This window comes from Myxococcus sp. CA033 (genome assembly GCF_013336625.1).
Classification (GTDB): Bacteria; Myxococcota; Myxococcia; order Myxococcales; family Myxococcaceae; genus Myxococcus; species Myxococcus llanfairpwllgwyngyllgogerychwyrndrobwllllantysiliogogogochensis.
Window position 1 is genome coordinate 158,282 of record NZ_JABUMU010000018.1, and the last position, 17,526, is coordinate 175,807.

12 protein-coding genes and 1 tRNA gene are annotated in these 17,526 nt (G+C 66.5%); 3 read left to right on the forward strand and 10 right to left on the reverse strand.

Annotation, left to right across the window (positions count from 1 at the left end):
* Positions 1-73: 73 nt before the first annotated feature.
* Positions 74-1,216, reverse strand: coding sequence for an RsmB/NOP family class I SAM-dependent RNA methyltransferase (locus HUA78_RS32295; protein WP_371745705.1), 1,143 nt, complete (start codon positions 1,214-1,216; stop codon positions 74-76).
* Between the two features lie 193 nt (positions 1,217-1,409).
* Between HUA78_RS32295 and HUA78_RS32300 the strand changes: the two genes are divergently transcribed.
* Positions 1,410-1,482, forward strand: a tRNA-Asn gene (locus HUA78_RS32300).
* An 885-nt stretch (positions 1,483-2,367) separates the two neighbouring features.
* Here HUA78_RS32300 and HUA78_RS32305 read toward each other — a convergent pair.
* From HUA78_RS32305 to HUA78_RS32320, 4 genes are all read right to left on the reverse strand, one after another.
* A complete protein-coding gene (locus tag HUA78_RS32305) occupies positions 2,368-2,739 on the reverse strand; it encodes a hypothetical protein (protein WP_174477864.1) in 372 nt (123 codons plus the stop codon).
* Positions 2,740-2,769: 30 nt separating this feature from the next.
* Positions 2,770-4,614, reverse strand: coding sequence for a hypothetical protein (locus tag HUA78_RS32310; protein WP_254623998.1), 1,845 nt, complete (start codon positions 4,612-4,614; stop codon positions 2,770-2,772).
* Positions 4,604-6,049, reverse strand: a complete 1,446-nt coding sequence (locus HUA78_RS32315; RefSeq protein ID WP_174477865.1) for a hypothetical protein — start codon at positions 6,047-6,049, stop codon at positions 4,604-4,606. The genes HUA78_RS32310 and HUA78_RS32315 overlap by 11 nt, the downstream gene beginning before the upstream one ends.
* A 662-nt stretch (positions 6,050-6,711) precedes the next feature.
* Positions 6,712-7,233 (reverse strand): zinc ribbon domain-containing protein, encoded by a 522-nt coding sequence (locus HUA78_RS32320; RefSeq protein WP_174477866.1) that lies wholly within the window; start codon positions 7,231-7,233, stop codon positions 6,712-6,714.
* Between the two features lie 312 nt (positions 7,234-7,545).
* Here HUA78_RS32320 and HUA78_RS47325 point away from each other — a divergent pair, with 312 nt between their 5' ends.
* Positions 7,546-8,181 (forward strand): DUF4328 domain-containing protein, encoded by a 636-nt coding sequence (locus HUA78_RS47325; protein WP_174477867.1) that lies wholly within the window; start codon positions 7,546-7,548, stop codon positions 8,179-8,181.
* An 80-nt stretch (positions 8,182-8,261) separates the two neighbouring features.
* On the opposite strand, the gene HUA78_RS32330 is transcribed toward HUA78_RS47325, so the two are convergent.
* The 5 genes from HUA78_RS32330 to HUA78_RS32350 all read right to left on the reverse strand — a co-directional run bounded on the left by HUA78_RS32330 (position 8,262) and on the right by HUA78_RS32350 (position 16,946).
* Positions 8,262-9,596 (reverse strand): hypothetical protein, encoded by a 1,335-nt coding sequence (locus tag HUA78_RS32330; RefSeq protein ID WP_174477909.1) that lies wholly within the window; start codon positions 9,594-9,596, stop codon positions 8,262-8,264.
* Between the two features lie 2 nt (positions 9,597-9,598).
* On the reverse strand, positions 9,599-11,950 hold the full coding sequence (locus tag HUA78_RS32335) for a hypothetical protein (protein ID WP_174477868.1): 2,352 nt from the start codon (positions 11,948-11,950) through the stop codon (positions 9,599-9,601).
* Positions 11,940-13,379: a hypothetical protein gene (locus tag HUA78_RS32340; RefSeq protein WP_174477869.1), complete on the reverse strand. Its 1,440-nt coding sequence runs from the start codon at positions 13,377-13,379 to the stop codon at positions 11,940-11,942. The genes HUA78_RS32335 and HUA78_RS32340 overlap by 11 nt, the downstream gene beginning before the upstream one ends.
* A gap of 641 nt (positions 13,380-14,020) precedes the next feature.
* Positions 14,021-14,941: a DUF2381 family protein gene (locus tag HUA78_RS32345; protein ID WP_174477870.1), complete on the reverse strand. Its 921-nt coding sequence runs from the start codon at positions 14,939-14,941 to the stop codon at positions 14,021-14,023.
* 73 nt (positions 14,942-15,014) lie between these two features.
* Positions 15,015-16,946, reverse strand: a complete 1,932-nt coding sequence (locus tag HUA78_RS32350; protein ID WP_174477871.1) for a serine/threonine-protein kinase — start codon at positions 16,944-16,946, stop codon at positions 15,015-15,017.
* 200 nt (positions 16,947-17,146) lie between these two features.
* Between HUA78_RS32350 and HUA78_RS32355 the strand changes: the two genes are divergently transcribed.
* Entirely contained in the window at positions 17,147-17,521 is a 375-nt protein-coding gene (locus tag HUA78_RS32355) for a helix-turn-helix domain-containing protein (RefSeq protein ID WP_174477872.1), read from the forward strand.
* Positions 17,522-17,526: the final 5 nt, after the last annotated feature.

Here is a 17,526-nt window from a genome sequence, read left to right on the forward strand (position 1 = left end):
GATTCGAGCCGGGAGCGTTGAGTACTCCCGGACGTCGGAACACGGACACTGCGGTCGCTCGAAGCCTCCTCCCCTACCCGGCCGAGCGCTCCAGGACGGCCGCGAAGAACGCGTCGGTGCCGTGGCTGTGGGGAGCGACGAAGAGGAAGCCATCGCGAAGACAGGCCTCAGAGAGCCACCCCGCGCCGGGACGGGTGAGGCGGTAGTCGGGGCGAGCCGCGAGGAAGGCGGAGACGACGTCCTCGTTCTCTGCGCGGTTCACGGTGCAGGTGGCGTAGACGAGCCGTCCGCCCGGGCGCACCAGGTCCGCGCCGCGCTGGAGGATGTCGAGCTGGAGCGGTGGGAAGTGAGCAAGGACGTCGGGGGTGATGCGGAAGCGCTGGTCGGGGCCGCGGCGGAGGGAGCCCAGCTCCGAGCAGGGAGCGTCCACGAGGACGCGGTCGGCGCCGAGGCCCGGGGTGGGAGGGGTCCGGAGGACCTGGACGCGGGTGAGGCCGGCGCGGGAGGAGCGTTGGAGGAGTCGGTCGAGCCGCTCCGGGTCGGGGTCATGGGCGAAGAGGCGGCCGGAGTCGCGCATCGCGGCGCCGAGCTGGAGCGTCTTGCCCCCGGCGCCCGCGCACAGGTCGACCACGGTTTCACCGGGAAGGGCCTCCAGGAGGAGGCCGAGGAGCTGGCTGCCCTCGTCCTGGACCTCGAAGCGGCCTTCCTGGAGGGAGGGAAGCGCGTAGAGGTTGGGGCGAGGCCCGTCGATGTGGAGGGCGAGCGGGCTCCAGGGGCCCGGCCGGGTGGAGACGCCCTCGGAGCGGAGGCGCTCGGCGAGTTCCTCGCGGGAGGAGCGGAGTGGATTGACCCGGAGGGTGATGGGCCCGGGGACGTTGAGGTGGGCGCAGAAGGCGTCGGCGTCGGGGCCGAGTTCACGGGAGAAGTGGTCAGCGAGCCAATCCGGGAGGGAGTAGCGGAGGGCGAGCGAGGGGGGCGGCGAGGGGTTCAGGGTGGGGACGCCCTCCCCTACCCCGGCGAGCGAGGCGGCCTCGGGAGCGGGGACGTGGGCGAGGCCATGGAGGAAGGCGAAGAGGAGGAGTGGGGGTGGAGCGTCGTCCTGGTCGAGGAGGAAGGCGAGGCGGCGGCGCCAGAGGCCGACGTTGAAGATGGCTTCCTTGAGGGCCTGGCGCTGGTCGCGGGAGAGGGAGCGATGAGCACGGAGGGTCCGATCCACGACGCGCTCAGCGGGGGAGCCGGCGAGCACGAGGGAGATGGCCTCGGATGAAACGGAGGCGAGCCCATCGAGGGCGGACCAGGGTGGCCCCTGGAGCCGGGAGAGCGGATCAAACGGGACAGTTGACAGAGGGGGCTCCGTTCTCTAGAAAGCGCGTCATCGCTGCGGCGCCGTTACCACAGCGAGGACATATTCCCCGATAGCTCAGCCGGTAGAGCGGGTGACTGTTAATCACTAGGTCCGAGGTTCGAGTCCTCGTCGGGGAGCTACTTGAAGGGCCCTACCAACCGGTAGGGCCCTTTTTGTTTAACAAGGGCCTCGCGATGATATCGCGGGGCCTTCGTGCTTAAGCCCCTGAATCCCAAGGGATTTTGGCTCGCGGTGCTGAAGAGGGCGCTCTCGGCTCTCCACCCCGCAGACCGAGATGCCCCCTCTTCTCCGCCGCCGGTTGGGCTCTCTGAAGCGCTCTTTCGCCCGTTTTGGGGAGAGAGAGGCCGAGAGTGATTAACAGGTACTGTTAACCATTGGGGAGGCGGTTAACAACATTCCCCTGGAGACCCGCTCTTTCCGCTCTGAAGTTTTTGAGAAGGCGTCTCTCTCTCTGCTTTCTGGTTTCGCCTCTTGCCTGCTTTGCGGCTCCCTGCAAAGGGGGCACGGTAATGGTGGTTGCAATGGGCTTCGGCTCCAGCAGCCCTCCACCACCTCTTCGCCGGGCACTCGCCCCTCCGCATCAGGCAGACGGCTCACCCGTCATGCGGCTCCTGAGAGCATCCCAGAGCCCCAAGACTCCGCAGAGTCCCCGCCCCTCGCACGGCCTCGCTGAGCTGCCGCTCCCCACAGGAGGGCAGCGCCTCCAGCCCCCACCCTCTCGCGCCCCGCGAAGCCGCCGATCCACCCATCAGTCGGTTCCAGAGAGAGTCCCGCCGAGCATCGAGACTGCGGCGAACAGCCCATTGGTGTAGCCCCCGGGTTCGACCGGACGGTTCTCCCTCGCATAGGAGCAAGCCTGGGAATGGCGCTGTAAAGGTCGGCACAGTTTTCCAACGCAAACAGCAGGCACGCTCATGCCCCCGCTGAATAAGGCTGGCTGTCCCGCCAAGAGCGGGGAGCAGCGCGACAGCGAACGCCCCCCGCCCAGACCCCATTCGTCACTAAAGCGTCTCAAGACCTGCCCACTCGCCATCCGCGTCCGACTCCCAGCCACGTCGACTCCATTGACCTTCGCGCCATTCAACTGCCAGGCAACATTTGCCCTGTTCTGCGACACGTCGTTTATCAATGAAGAAAAACACGAGCGCCCAAACGGCCACGCCACAGTCGTCCCTTCGGGTCACCAGCAGTTTCACAACAAGCTCAATAGTGATTCCCGGATGTGGCGTCCCAACCATTCCCTCCAGTGTTGCGGAGGCTGCGTCAACCTCAATGGTTTCGCTCCCTTGAACGATCCGCAGCGGGCAACCCAGGAATAGCGATAGCGACTTGAGCCATTCAACATGTTCCGACCAGAGGTCCACATCCTTCATCGTTCAAACTCCCTTACAATCTGGAACGACTCAACGCAGCTTCTCAAAGGGACCACCATTGGGGAGCGGATTGGCCGGCTTTCCCGTCCCACGTGTGATTGGACGGCCTTTACCATCCTTCGTCGCGAGCGTACCAAACGCAGTAATGACGCGCGTCGGCTCTCCCTGCTCGGTAACGACCGTCGTCCCGTCGCGATGATAGTGGTCAACAGGGCGATTGTTGGCGTTGGTCCCGCGGTAAAGCGTCGACTTCGGGTCGTTGATGATGTTCGCTTGATCTTGCCGACTAACACCATGAGCGTCAGGATGCCCGGGACGACCATCAGGTCCATACGGCCGGGCGCCCTTGATGTCCTTGGCATTTACCTTGGCTCCTACATCTGCTCGGCCCGGCAGGGACGTCGCAGTCTCGCGGCTGAGCACCTCGTCGGCCGACACTCTACCTTGGGTATCACGGGCCTGCTTTGAAGCAGACCCAGCTCGGTCGGAGTTGGTGACGGACAGCATCGCCTGCCGCGCCTTCGGCACGTTGCCCCGCGACTCGTACAGGGCCAGAGCGCCCGCCTCGCCCCACTCTCCCACCAGAATGGCCGCCTCCCGGCTCTGCTGGAAGTAGCGGGCCAGTTCCCCCACGGCGCTCTCTCCGACTCGCGCCTCCAACCTCTCCAGCACGGCCTTCAGCGATTCCACTCGAGACACTACGGCCTGCAGCCGCGCCCCCTCCTGCCTGGAGAGGCCGGCTTCACGGAATGCGCGCGCCCCCTTCCCTCCCGCGTACAGGCCCACCATGAGGGCCGCGGGCGCCAACTGCCGCGTGGCCTCCTCGTACTCACCCTGGGCGAGGGAGGCCCCGCCCTGCGCCGTTCCCGCCGCCAGGTGGTAGAAACCCAGGGGCACGCCGAAGGTGAGGTGGTCGAAGGACGCCAGGGCCACGTTGCCCGGCGCGAAGGCCCCCAGGTACTGCGCCTTCTCCACCTCCTCGTATGCGGCCCGGTAGGGCGGTGGGAGCTGCGGGGGCAGCGCGGACGCATCTACACTCCGGCTTCCGGCGACGAGAGGAATGGAGGACGCGACGTCGTCCGCAGCCCTCCCCAGTCCGCGCGCGATGTCGCCAGTACGGAAGTCCCTCTCCGGGAAGTCGGGGAGGGTCATGCCCCGCTGCTTCAACTCCTCGCGCACCACCTCCATGGCCCCCAGGGCACGATTGAGCAGCTTGTCCTCGGCCAGCAGGCGCAAGAGCTGCCGCACCTCGTCGTCGTGGGTGGTGTGCAGGACGAAGAGGGCGAGGACTTCCGCCTTGGCCAGGCCGTGCTTCTCGACGGCGGTGGCGAGGAAGGCCGCGCGCTTCTTGAGGAGGACGCGGGCAGCCTCGGCCTCCAGAGGGCCCAGGGCGCCCAGCCGGACGGCGTTCCAGTCCGAGATGGCCTCCACCAGCCGGGGCATGTTCGCCTGGCGCTGCAAGGCCAGGAAGGCCGCTGGCGTGGTGCACCCGAGGAACGGCGCCATCACCTCCTCTTCAGAATTCAGGTACGGCCAACCCGAGGGAACTTCCCCGCACACGCCTGCCAGGGCGTCTGCCACACGCAGGGGCCTCGTCTCACCTCCGCCGGGAGTCGGCGGAGACGGCGTGGCCCGGCGGCGGTGCAGCAGCGGTCCGTCCGCGGCCTCTTCGTCGTCGAAGTCCTCGAGCGCGTCGTCCTCGGGGAGACTTGCGACGGCACCGCGCCCCAAGGCCGCCATGGGTGTCGAGCCCGAGACGACAGCCAGGGCACCTCCAGGGCCCGCCCGAGAGGGCAGCGAGGCACACCCCGCCGTGAGGAGTGCCAGGGCCAGCACCAGGCCAGCTCCGCAGCGCGGCAGTCGCTCAGTGCGCATTGTCCACCCCCAGCCCCACGGCCGCGAAGGTTCCCGGCCGCAGCGTCCCTTCCGGCGTGGGAAACAGCAGCGTGCCGCCCTGCCCCAGCGCGTAGAGGTTGCCCCCCAGGAAGCGCCACCGGGCCTCTCCCGAGACGAGGTAGCGCGCCCCGGGCTGCCCCATGGCCGTCGCCAGTCCGCCGACGCCCACCGTGAGGTTCCGGTGGAAGAGCTGCGCCTCCACCCGCCCATCCACGTCCACCCGGCCCCAGGAGAAGGCCTCCACTCCCAAGGAGAGGAAGAGGTGTCGTTGGCGCATGCCACTCAGCCGCACCGCGTCCCAGTTGAGAATCACCTCCCCGTAGGCAGAAGCCCCCTCCGGGAAGGACGCCTCCGCCAGCGGCACGGAGGTCGGGCCCGCCACCTGGAAGCGCGCCAGTTCGTAGTCCGGGCCGAAGGCGCCCTGACGGAAGCCTCCGCGCTGAAGGCGAGCCTCCAGGCGCGCGCGCATGTCCACCGTCGGCGTCAGCGCATCCACGCCCACGCCCGCCACCGCCCCCCACGCACCACCCACACCCAGGCGTCGGCCCCACCCGCCCAGCAGGTGCGCCTCCACCCTCTTGCCCTTGCGCCCTCGCCGCAACACCACGGCGGTGGCATCCAGGTGCGCCAGCGTCATGGGCCTCGAGGTGCCGTCCATCAGTCCCCAGTCATGCACCGCCGACAGCGCCAGCGTGTACCGCCCCGGGACAGGGGGCCTGCCGAAGAGGACGTGCTGCACGTCCAGAGCCACTTCGGCTCCCGCCAGGCGAGCGCTCAACACGTCCGAGGCGAAGGCCTCCGCGTACACCGGCCCCAGCGTCCCCGTCGCGATGACGCCGGCCGGGTGGTAGTCGGGGTTGACGCGGTTGCCGTAGCGCCGCACCAGGTGCCCGGACAAGAGGGAGTAACCCTCCATCATCCCCAGCCACACCGAGTTGGGCGTATCCCCTCCCACCATGAAGAGGCGAACCACCTGCCCCCAGTCGGACAGCGTGTCCCAGTCCTCCTTCCTCACGAGGCCCGCGCCCTCCCCTCCACCCCACAGTCGCAGTCGTACCGGCGCCCCGAGAATGAGGCGGAACGACTCCCCCTTCCCCAAGGCCACCATGGGCTCCACCTGCACGAAGCCTTCTTCGGTGCCCGCGCCCCTCCGAGGCAGCAACGTCAACGTCGCCGCGTCCATGCGCAGTAGGTTCGTCATCGGAGGTGCCGAGTCGAGCGTCGCGGGCGCAGAAGCCTCCTCCTCGGGCTGAGCCTCTCCCTCTTCCTCCTCGCCGGAGGACTTGTCGGAGATGGCCTCCTCCAGCCTGCGCACGGTGGCGTCGAAGTCCTCTGGAGTGTTGACCTCCTGCGCCCCTCCGGCCCTGGGCAACAGCAGCAGCAAGACGGCGGCCCAACTCCCATGCATGCCCATCGACGCCTCCGTGGCAGGCCCCAGCAGGGGCGCTCAGCACAGAGGTTCCCTGTTCAGTCCGACAAGCCGTTAAACCGGGCAAGGAAGTTGACCACAAGAGTCACAGGCGACCCGGCCCCTTGGGAGTATGGACAGAGGTTCCACGCCGCGTTTCGCACCAGCCCCGTTCACGGCGCCAACCGCGCAACCATGCACGACCGGGCGGCGCTCCTCAGCGTCCTTCAAGCATGCCGCACAACGAAGCTCAGTCGGCCACTCGGCGCACGACGACCGTTCGTGTTGCCGCGCACATTCGTTGATGGAGCAATGAACCGGCTGGTTGCTGACATCCGCTCCACGGCTCCCCAGTCGCGCCAATGCCTTGGCCGCCTTCGGGCAGCCCTGGTCTGACGGAGAACCGTAGGACGGGAGCAATCAGTTCTGCTTGTCGCGGAAACTCCTGTCGCGTCAAAGGGCTGTGCCTCCTCATGAGCGCGACTTCGAGGGACCCGGCTCCGTGATGGCATTTCCGGAATAGCCGTTCGCGAGGCCATCAGTCAGTCGAAGTGAGCATAGGCGCCCACCCCTCAATCAACGTGCGCGGCAACAGTTAAACCTACTCACCGTGCGGCTACAGAAGGAATCTCGACCTCAACAACAAGTGCAGAGCCGACCACTTCCATTCACAGCTTTCCACGCACCAGGACTGTCCGGTGCCCCAGCTTTACAGCCACCTCTTGAATGAATTGCTCTGACAGCGGCGGCCAGTTCCAGAATTTGAATCCCAAATTCCCGAAGCCCCACGGAAACTCGCCGCTCCATTCCACGAGACGCTCGGGCTTCCCACATTCCGGGCATTCAAACTCTGCACTGTCGTTTCCGTTGTACCAATCGTCAACAGCCTCCGACCAACCGTCCTCCGGCTCGAATTGCGCGCCGCATGCACGACACGTCAACTCGCCTCCTATGGTGTAGAAGACGGTTCGCCCCACCTCAATTTGGAGGCCATTCGTCTGAAGGCGCAAAAGCCCAGTCTCTTCGTCGGGCGCCTCCACTGCAGCGGTATGCCCGAGCCCCGGTCGATGCCCCAAGTCTCCCAGGACGGAGTCCGTCAGCTCCCGCTCAATGATGCGCCGCGCGACGAGCCAGTCCCGAACCTCAGCCGCGAGACGGGGGGCCTCGTCCGCAGATGCGTCCTTATCCACGATGATTTGAAAGGAGTCTCCCATGCAGAACAACGTAACTGTTCGGCAACGTGTTAGGCAATCTTTCGATAGCCACGGCAAGCACAGGTGCGGCTACGAACCTCTCGGAACAGTCCGAGCCAGTTGACTCGGGGGCATGAGCGCGCCTAACAGGCGCCCATGGTAGAGGCCTCACCGACTACAACCGGCCCGCAGCCAACGTGCCCTCGACACCCAGAGCGTGCTGCGCTGAGCACGTGCGAACGCTGCGGAAGCTACGCCTGCTCGGACTGCGCAGGAAGCAACGGGCGCTGCGAGGAGTGCCGTAGCCAAGTGGCAGCAATACCATCTTCGGCCGCTCGGGCCCGCTGGACATCCATTCTTCTTCTCGTCTCAGGAGGTTCAGCAGTCATAAATCTGCTCTTCAGCGCCGCATTCCTATTGACCGACTTCGAAGAGCACCCTTCATTCTCCAAGGTCTTCGACACTCTTTCCCCACTCACCTACACCATCGCCTTCGCAGACTACTTCTCGTACAGACTCACCCCTGTCGCATTTCTAATGTGGGAATACCGTGTCGTTCGCCAGCTAGGCACATTAGGGCTAGACGTTGGCGCAACTCCTGGCTGGGCGATTGGATGGTGGTTCGTTCCATTCGCCAACCTCATAAAGCCGTTCAAAATCATACGACGCACTGTAAGTCTGCTCAGTCTTGAAGCGCCCATCCCCCTCGCGCACCTGGGCGTCTGGTGGGCCACTAACTTTCTTGCAAGGGCTCTTCGGACGACTGCCGAGCGATCACCCATCGGAGTCTTTGCAATAGAAAAATACAACCCAGTCTTGGCATACACCCTGGCACTCGGCACGCCCTTCTGCGCAATTATTGCAGCAGTTCTCTGCAATCATCTTGTTCGCAAGGTTCAGGGTCGACTTGACTCCCTAAGGGCCCCATACCTACCCCATGTATAGCGGAGCAAAGCAGCCCTGCATTGCGATGCCCGGATTACTAGCGCCCCTCCAGTCGGACAACCAGAGGGGCGTTCACCCAATCAGGGCCGGAACCGCTCAACCTCATGGAAGAACTGGGTGAGCGAGTAGTCCAGCAGCGACTGGCGGGACTGCATGTACCGACGGGCGCGCAGGAAGGGTAGCCAGACGCGCTTGCCAACGCGCACCTGAGACTCCTCCATCTTCTGGCGCAGCACCCACGTCCCGCCCAACCGCCGCACCAGAACGTCCCCCAGATAGGCGCCAAGCGCCGGAGCTGTGTGACTGTCGATGAGTTCGCGCGTGTACCGCTCCGGGAAGTTGTCCCGCCAGAAATAGAAGTCCAGGTCCGTGAGGGACTCGGGCGTCTCGTCCATGATGGAGGGCACCTTGGTGTGCAGTGCTGCCACGAGACCTTCGGACAAGTCTCCGTAGGATTCGAGGACGCGCTCCGGATTCGCCACGTCCGAGGGATGGGCGACTGGCAGCCACTCCTCCGGTACCGGAGGCCGGAAGGCGTTGAGTTCGGCAATCTTCCGTTGCCGCTCGCTGATGGCGAACTCGTCCGGCAGCCGCGAGAGGAACGGCGCCACGTCGGGGTGGAAGCGCGGCTCGACAGGTACGACTTCAGCGCTGCGCTCCTTCAGCGCGCGCAGCACTGTGTCGAAGTCGAGGTCCGGCCGCAGGTGGACATGGGCGCGGGCCTGCGTCACGCGCGCTTCCTCGCTGGCGAACTCAGCGGCAGTGGGCCATAGCACCAGGAGGACGGAGCCGTTGGGCAACTCCTCCACGAGGTGCGCAGGCGTCGAGAGCATCCGCTCTCGGCCTACTGTCTCCACCAACTTCGGACCGAAGATGTTCAGCCAGAACAGCTCGTAGACCTTGTCGAATCCATCCCGCCTACGTGTCGCCTCGTCGCGACCGAAGGAAGGGGCGCCCGAGAGTTCTCGGTCAGCCAAGCTGTGCGCTGCTGCGTGCTGAGCGGGATATCGGGAAACCCAGGCTCGGGCCATTGCTACAATGCTCTGACAGGCCCCCTCCTCCGCAAAGAAAGAGAGTGGCTGCACACTGAGCCTGACACGCAGTTCAGGCTCCTCCTGTGTAAAGCCAAGAGTGAGCGACAGTGACACGCCAGGATTCTCCGAGCGGAACAGCCCGACGCTTGAGCCATAGGCATCGCGCCGCTCCTCAATCGCTCGCCAAACAGCATCTCGGGAGTACTTCCGCCTCCGACTCGTCTTGACAAACGTCGGCATCCAGCCGCCAGCGTATTTCTCAAGGGCATCGAGAAATGGAGTCAACTCGGGTTCGACACCACTCTCTGAATTGAATGCCCCGTCGAACATGAAGCGCAGGCTATCCACCTTGTTCAAATCATGGAGCGTCAGCGTCTTCATCTTCATTGAAACAGTACCTCCACACCCTTGTTCCGGATCTGCGCGTCCTTCGCCGCATCGATTAGCATGTCGCGCTCTCTGGGCAGAAGTTCCTCGCCCTCGTAGACGAGTCGCACTCGCTTCACATCCGCTTGCTGTCGCATGCCGTCCCGAAGAATCTTGAGCGTTCCGCCGTAGTACTTCATCGCGTTACTGGCGTCCGTCCTCACCTGCACAGGCAGCGCATCTTCGTCCAGAACGGCCAAGTTCCGGCTCTTGAAGCTGAACGTCTCCACCCGGGGTGGCTGGCCCGGTGGGGGCCGCTCCTCGATGACGAGGACGTCGGCGTACCTGAAGTCCACCTTCGACACGCCCACGTGCGTCTCGATTCGAGGCTGTTCGAAGTCGCCGAGCCAGCGCCGCTGCCCGCGGGGCAACGCAGCATCCGCCTCCAGGATGGCGATCATGGTCCTTTCGAATGCCATGCCCCGAGCATAGTAGGCGCGCATCCCCCCGTAGCCCTCCCACTTCAGGGGGCCCTTGACGGCGTCACCGTCCCGAATCTCCTTCAGCCGCCTCTTGCGGTAGGCGACGTACTCCTGCCAGAGCGGCGCCCCCTTCTCGACTCCCGGCGGCGGCTCGTTCAGCTTCGGCGCCATCTCCTTCAGCAGCTTCACGTCCTTCGGGAGACGGGGCCCCGAGGACTCCAGCTCCGCCTGGAACAGCTTGGCCCTCGCGGACTCCTTTGCGCCGACCTTGGCGTCCTGCGCGAAGAGGTCCAGGTTGACGTACCGGTTCCCGCTTGCGCCCCGTGAAGCCGCGGGCTGCGCGGACTCGCGGCTCGCGCCGCCTCTCGTCGCCGCAGCCCTGGAGGACTCGCGACTGGCCGCCTGCGCCTCCGCTGCGGACACCTCGGCGTTCTGCTCGAAGAGGTCGAGGTTGACGGACCGCTTCCCAGCCGCGCCCCGCGTGGCCACGGGCTGGCCGGCCTCGCGGCTGGCCGTCTCCATCAGCACCGCATTCGCCTTCGCGGGGTTGCCGCGGGCCTCGTACAGCGCCAGCAGTCCCGCCTCCCCCCACTCGGCGGCCACCAGCGCGCCCTCGCGACTCGCCTGGAGGTAGCGCAGCAAGTCGCGCGCGGCGTTGATGCCGAGCTGCTCCTCCAGGTGCGCCATCAGCGCCTTCATCCCGTCCACGTCGAGCGCCGGCATCTGGAGCCGCCGCAGCCCGCCGCGTGCCTCCACCAGGGCCCGGGCGCCCTTGCCTCCGGCGTACAGCGCCACCATCAGCGCGGCCGGCGCCAGTTCACGCGTGGCCTGCTCATACTTGCCCTGGGCCAACGAGTACGCCCCGTGCCCCGTCCCCACCGCCAGGTGGTAGAAGCCCACCGGCACACCGAAGGTGAGGTGGTCGAAAGCCCCTGCCGAAGTGCTTCCCGGCGAGTAGTGCCGCTCCGTCAACGCCTTCGCCACCTCGTCGAGGGCGGCCTGATAGGGCGGTGGAAGCTGGCTGCGCTTCACCACCATGAGGTCCGAGTACTGGGCCTCAACACTCACCTGATTACTGGAGAGCATGTCCCTGCCCGCGCGCCCCAGCCCGCGCAGCACGTCGCGGGCCTTCTCTCCCCGCTCCGGGAAGCCCTCCAGCTCCAGGCCCCGCCGCTTCAGGTCTTCGCGGACGGCTGCCATGGCGCCCAGCGTCTCGCCCAGCTGCTTGTCGCGAGCCAGCAGCTGCACCACCTCGCGCAGCTCGTCGTCGAAGGCCGAGTGCAGGACGAAGAGAGCGAGCACCTCGGAATACGGCACGCCGTACCTCTCCACGGACGTGACGATGAAGGCCGCGCGCTTACGGCCCAGGGCGACCGAGGCTCGTGCGTCCAGGGGCCCCAGTGCTCCCAGGCGGACAGCGTCCCAGGCTGTGAGGGACTCCACCAACGCGGCCATGTCCACCCCGCGCTGCATGGCCACGAACTCTGCGGGCGAGGCACACGCCAGGAAGGGCGCCAGCACCTCCCGGCTGGAGTCCAGGTGAGGCCAGCCCGAGGGCAAGGCCTTGCTGCCACAGACGAAGACGCCGCCCTCCCTGTCTGAGCCTCGCGCCCCGTCCCTGTCGACGACCACCCCCTGGAGCCCGCGTCGCAGGCCCATCGGCCCTATCTCGGGCGGCCCATCCGCGGAGCCTGACTCCTCCCCCCGATACACACCTGCCGCCGCACTCCTCGCCGCATGGGTGGGCACTGAGAAGGGAGTGAAGGCAAGGGTGGCCCCTCGGCCCGCCTGGCCCGGCCTCGCCGGCAACGAGGCGCACCCGGAGGCCAGAACGGCCAGCACCAGCGCCAGGCCAAGCCCGCCGCACCAAGGCCGCTCAGCGCGCATTGTCCACCCCCAGCCCCACCGAAGCGAAGGCGCCTGGCCGCAGCGTCCCTTCCGCCGTCGGGAACAGCAGCGTGCCCCCCTGCCCCACCGCGTACAGCTTCCCGCCCAGGAAACGCCACCGCGCCTCGCCCGACGCGAGGTAGCGCGCTCCCGGCTGACCCGCGCCCGACGCCAGCCCACCCACGCCCACCGTGAGGTTCCGGTGGAAAGCCTGCACCTCCATCCGGCCGTCCACGTCCACCCGACCCCAGTTGAAAACCTCGGCCCCCATCGTCAGGCGGAAGTGGCGCTGCCCCAGTCGTCCCAGGCCCTCACCATCCCAGTTGAGAATCACCTCGCCGTGGGCCGAGTACCCGTCCGGAAACGGTGCGTCCGCCTGCGGCACAGCGTCCGGGCCTGCCACCTGGAAGCGCGCCAGTTCGTAGTCCGGGCCGAAGGCGCCCTGGCGGAAACCTCCGCGCTGGAGACGCCCCTCCAGGCGCGCGCGCATGTCCACCGTCGAGGACATGTACTCCGCGCCCAGCCCTGCCACCGCGCCCCACGCGCCGCCCTCGCCGGGACGCCCGCCCCAGCCCGCGTTCGCCTGCAACTCGAAGCCTCCCTCCTTGTTGCGGCGGCTCACGAGGACGGCTGTCCCATCCAGGTGGGCCAGCGTCATCGGCTCCGACGTCCCTCCGGCCTTGCCCCAGTCATGCGCCGCCGACAGCGACAGCATGTACTTCATGGGGTACGGCTGGCGGCCGAAGAGGATGTGCTGAATGTCCAATGCGACTTCTGCCCCCATCAGCCGCGCGCCCAGCACGTCCGAGGCGAAGGCCTCCACGTAGAAGGGCCTCAGCATGCCCGTCACCAGAGCCCCGGCTGGGTGGTAGTCGGGGTTGCCCCGGTTGTTGTAGCGGCGCACCAGGTGCCCAGACAGCAGCGTGTAGGACTCAAGGGCCCCCAGCCAAACGAAGTTCGGCGCGTCGCCTCCTATCGTCAGCGCCTGCACCACCTGGCCCCAGTCGGACAGCTCGTCCCAGTCCTCCTTCCGCACCAGACTGGCGCCCTCCTCTGCGCCCCACATCCGCAGTCGCACCGGCGCGCCCAGGTCGAGGTGGAGCATGCCCGGCTTGACGAGTTCCAACCGCGGCACCACCTGCAAGAAGCCTTCGTCCCTTCCGGCCCCTCGCCGCGGCAGCAACATCCACGTCGTGGTCTCCAGGCTCAGCCGGTTCGCCCAGCGAGAGCCCGAGCCGGACGAGGCCGGCTCCTCCTCGACCAGGGCGTCACCCTCGTCCATGGAGGGCTCGAGCTGCTCGTCCACCTCTGGCTCAAGGAGGACGGTGTCGTCCTCGACCTTCGCCAGGTCGTCTTCATAGGCAATCTCCTCCGCCCACCCCACTCCGGGTAACACCAGCAGCAACACGACGGCCCAGCGCATGAACATCGACGTCTCCTGTGAAGGCCCCAGCAACGGGGCAATGGACAGAGGCTTCCCGCTCAGTCCGGCAGGGCGCCGGGCTGCGGGGTGAATGCAGTGCATTGCGGGAGTCGCCGGCAGGCCGACTGGGCCAAGTCATGGGCAGACGTGTCACGTCACGGCGCCAGGAAGCCCCAGCGCAGTCTCAACAGCAGACAGACGTGTCACGCAACGGCGCCAGGCGGGCTTGGCTCCATTCATGACTCCAGTCGAATGAATAAGAATGACTGAGGAAGGGCTCCTCAGCGTCCGTCAGGCACGCAGCCCGACGAAGCGCAGACGGCGACTCGGCGCACGACGACCATCAGCACGCGCCTCGCATGGCGGTGCGGGAGGTCCTCTGCGCGGATTGAGAGCCCAGCGCCTACTTCGAAGCGGACTCACGAAGGTGGATCAGGCGCGTCGCCCTCCAGGCGCTCTTCGTGGCCACCAAGGAAGCGCGCAGTCGCGCGCACACGCTCCAGCACAGTGGGGAACACATCGCCCTCCAGGGCACGCCAGAATGGACTATACCTATTGGTATAGTCCATTGGACCTTATAACGACAATCCGCACAAGCCCCAAACGCCGGAAACCCATGAGAGAGCTTGGCAGCAGCCCTCGCTGGGTTAAGGGAAGGTGACGTTGCTCAGGGTGATGGTGCGGCGCATATCTGCATCCCAGAGCCTGAGCGTGAAGCCCTCTTGGGGGGCCTCGGACGCGGCTTCAGCCTCTACCACCACTCGCTGGACCACCGAACCGGAGGCCACGGGGCCCGACTGCCACACTCGAAGCACCTTCAGCTCGTCGTTGGCCTTGGCCCGTAGCATCGCACCTACTGCTGTCCACGGCTGAGCGTCTCCTACATACTTGAGGGTGACCACAACAGCCACCCTGCGGGCTGTGCGGTATGCATAGACAAGATTCTTGGCTGCGGCCCCTCCTGGGGCCTGGGTTACAGCCTTTGTCACCTCGCGGAAGTCAACGCCTCGATTGCTGAGGACTTCCGTCGAGATGAGTCCCGTCAGCCCATCAGGAGCACTTCGCTCCGCGCGCAGGCGCTCATTCTCCTCTCGGCATTGCTCAGCCTCGATGCGCGCCTGACGGACTTCCTCCTGGTATGTCTCGACGCTCCTCTTGCGCCGATAGACCTCGATGAGCGCTTCTGACCGTGCAGGGTGCGCGACCAGGACAAACGTCGCACTCGCCGGGGCCGCCCCGTCCTGAAAGCGCACCGTCAACTTGAGCCGCTCTCCCGCGGAGATTTTCTCGGACGGGACCAAGCGCAAGGTGGTGAGCCCAGCGTCCACCACCGCGAAGCGCTCGCGTCCCTCGAGGTTCAGCCCTTCTCGACTCACCTCCGAATCGAAGATGAACACCGTCGAGAGCCCTGGGCTCACCGCGACTTCAGCCGCTGGCTGAGTATCATCCGAGACCAGCTCGATTCGGCGAACGCTTAGCCCCGATGTAGCCGGTGGCGACTGCGCCAGAGCTGTCCCCTCGCCTGCGAGGAGGAGGAAAAGCAGAACGGCCGACACTGAATGATGCACTCGACATTTCTCCTGGACCAAGCCAGCAGCGACACCCCTGGCAGCTCATGAGCGTCTGCCAAACAGCGGCATGTCATTCAAACTCACTCACCGCCTTGACCAAAACGGCAGAGAACACGCGCGCCTTTCCGGAATCCCCTCCACCACCCTCTATCTCCAGTCCGCGGTTGCTAGAGCCGTCCCGCACCTCCAAGCACACGGGAAAGGTTCCTTTGCTCGTGCGCGCTCGCGTCAGCCGGACATAGACACGGTCAGCAATAATGAGTCGCCCAGACAGAGTGGCCATGTCCGAGCCCAGGATGATCTGTGCAGTGCCTTCCTTCACTGTGACGTACTTTTCTTCGCCCCTGACGAAGCTTGAACCCTCCTCGTCCCCAATCTTCATGCCCAGCTTCCTCATGCCCTCCACAGCGCCTGCCGGGCACGGTTCAGGCTCCGGAGCAGGGCGCACCTGCGCACCAGAGCACGCAAGCGTCGTGCAGAGGGCCGTCGTCGCCAAGGCACTGCTGACGCTCCTCGTGGCCTTCCTGGCAGGCACCGGCGGGGAGGTCGGGGAGTCACTCTTCGTCGTCGTCACGGTGGCAGTCACCTCGGGAAGCATCGCGGGAGGCGCGACGGCCGCAGGTGTTGCCTCCGGCCCGGTAGGAGCTGCGGCTCGGGCAGCTTGAGGTTTCTTTGTATATGGCGCTACTTCTTGGCCCGGGTCGGCCCGCGGCTTCGGTGAGGCCGTCCGCTGTGAGAAGTACGCCCCAGACGCGAGGGCCATGGCCAGCAGCCCCGCGCCCAGCACGCGTCCCAGCCTGAGTCGCGCGAGGAACGAGCGCCGCACCAACTCGACGACGGGGGCCACAGGCGCCGCTTGCTCCATTGCGGCTTCCGCCCTCACCCCCGCCTCATGCGCCAAGCCCGGCAGCGCCCCCTCCAGGGGCCGCGTAGCAGCAGCTACCGGAGCGGCTTGGGACAGCAATGCCGCGGGCGCGCCCGCTCCCGGCAGCTCCGGCCCCGGCGCCTTGCCACGGCGCATCTGGCGCAGGGGCCGCTTCGCCCACCGAGCCAGCGCTCCCGCCTCGCCCTCGGTGGTGGCCGAGTTCGGGCCATACGTGTCGAACAAGGGAGTGTCCCACGCCTCCCCTTCCGCCCCCGCCAGGAGCTCTTCCAGGGCCGCACAGACAGCGCTCGCTTCCGGACGCGCAGCAGGGTCCTTCTCCAGCAGCCGCATGCACAACATGCCCAGCCGCTCCGGGACGAAGCGGTTGGCGAGGTGAGGGGGTACAGGCGACTTGCGAATGACACTCTGGACGTACTCCGGGTCCGTCGCCGCGTCGAAGGGCAGCCTCGCCGTGAGGAGGCGGTAGAGGACAGTGCCCAGGGCCCACACGTCGTCCGAGGGGACGGACACGTAGCGGGCGCCTCGGTGCCCCGCGTGCTGCTCCACGAATAGCCAAGCCTCGGGGGGCCGGTACTCCATCGTCCCGGGCGGCAGCATGGACTGTGTGACACCGGGGGGAGCGCCCTCGTAGTCCCCTATGCCGTAGTCCACCAGCACCGCCAGGCCGTCCGCATCGCGCACCATGACGTTGGCGTCCTTCACGTCTCGGTGCACCACTCCCGCCGCATGAGAGGCCGCAAGCGCCCGCGCCACGTCGAGCGTCACCTTCGCAATCTGCCGGGCCGAGGGATTCTCATCCTTCACCCACGCGCTCAGCTTCCGCCCCTCCACGTACTCCATGGCGATGAGGGCGTAGTCGCGCTCCCCCGCCTGCCAGTAGGAGAAGCCGCGAAGCCCCACCACGTTGGGGTGCGTCAAGCGCAGGAGGATGGAGACTTCCTTCTCCACGCGCCCCTCCACGCGCTGCCGCTCCACCAGCTTCAGCGCGCAGGGCTGCCCGTCGTTCGTCGCGAGGTACACGGTGCCAAAGCCACCCTGGTCCAGGTGCCTCACCACCGTGTAGCCCTTCACCACGTCCCCGGGGGACAGCACGGCCGGGGGGCCGTTGTCCCTCACGGCGACGTCCTCCTGGCGACTCTGTAGGACAGCAGGACTGCGGCCACGCGCATGCGGCTCCCTCCCGGCGCGGGCCCACGCTACCAGAAGCCCAGGGAAATCGCGCGAAGTCTTCTCCCACCTCCGACCACCAACCCAAGAAATTCGAAGCCATCCAGCAAGGTTGAATTAACTATACTATCAAGTATAGTTTGTTTGAAATGTACATCCACCCTGACATCCGCGGCGTCGTCCCTCCGGAGACTCCTTCCAAACCCCTGTCCAACATCATCGGCGACACCGCGCGCTTAGCCCGCCTTCGCGCCAACCTGACGCAGGTGGACGTAGCTCAACTCCTCGACATCTCCCCCGTCGTCTACAACCGGCTCGAGCGAGGACGAATGCTCCCCAGCGTCCAGACGCTGTACCGTCTGTGCCCCGCCCTTCGCACCACTCCCAACGAGTTACTGGGCTACCCCGCCTCGCTACCGCCTGACGTCGTCGCTGACGCCAAGGAGTCCCTGCTGCGTCGTGTGCGCCAGTTGGACGCGCACCAGGCGCTCGCCCTCATCCAACTTCTGCCGGGCGTGCGCTGATGGAA

Bases quoted from the DNA above. Each gene is read 5' to 3' on its own strand.
- HUA78_RS32305 (WP_174477864.1), bottom strand. From the start codon at position 2,739: ATGAAGGATGTGGACCTCTGGTCGGAACATGTTGAATGGCTCAAGTCG.
- HUA78_RS32310 (WP_254623998.1), bottom strand. From the start codon at position 4,614: ATGCGCACTGAGCGACTGCCGCGCTGCGGAGCTGGCCTGGTGCTGGCC.
- HUA78_RS32315 (WP_174477865.1), bottom strand. From the start codon at position 6,049: ATGGGCATGCATGGGAGTTGGGCCGCCGTCTTGCTGCTGCTGTTGCCC.
- HUA78_RS32330 (WP_174477909.1), bottom strand. From the start codon at position 9,596: ATGAAGACGCTGACGCTCCATGATTTGAACAAGGTGGATAGCCTGCGC.
- HUA78_RS32335 (WP_174477868.1), bottom strand. From the start codon at position 11,950: ATGCGCGCTGAGCGGCCTTGGTGCGGCGGGCTTGGCCTGGCGCTGGTG.
- HUA78_RS32340 (WP_174477869.1), bottom strand. From the start codon at position 13,379: ATGTTCATGCGCTGGGCCGTCGTGTTGCTGCTGGTGTTACCCGGAGTG.
- HUA78_RS32355 (WP_174477872.1), top strand. From the start codon at position 17,147: ATGTACATCCACCCTGACATCCGCGGCGTCGTCCCTCCGGAGACTCCT.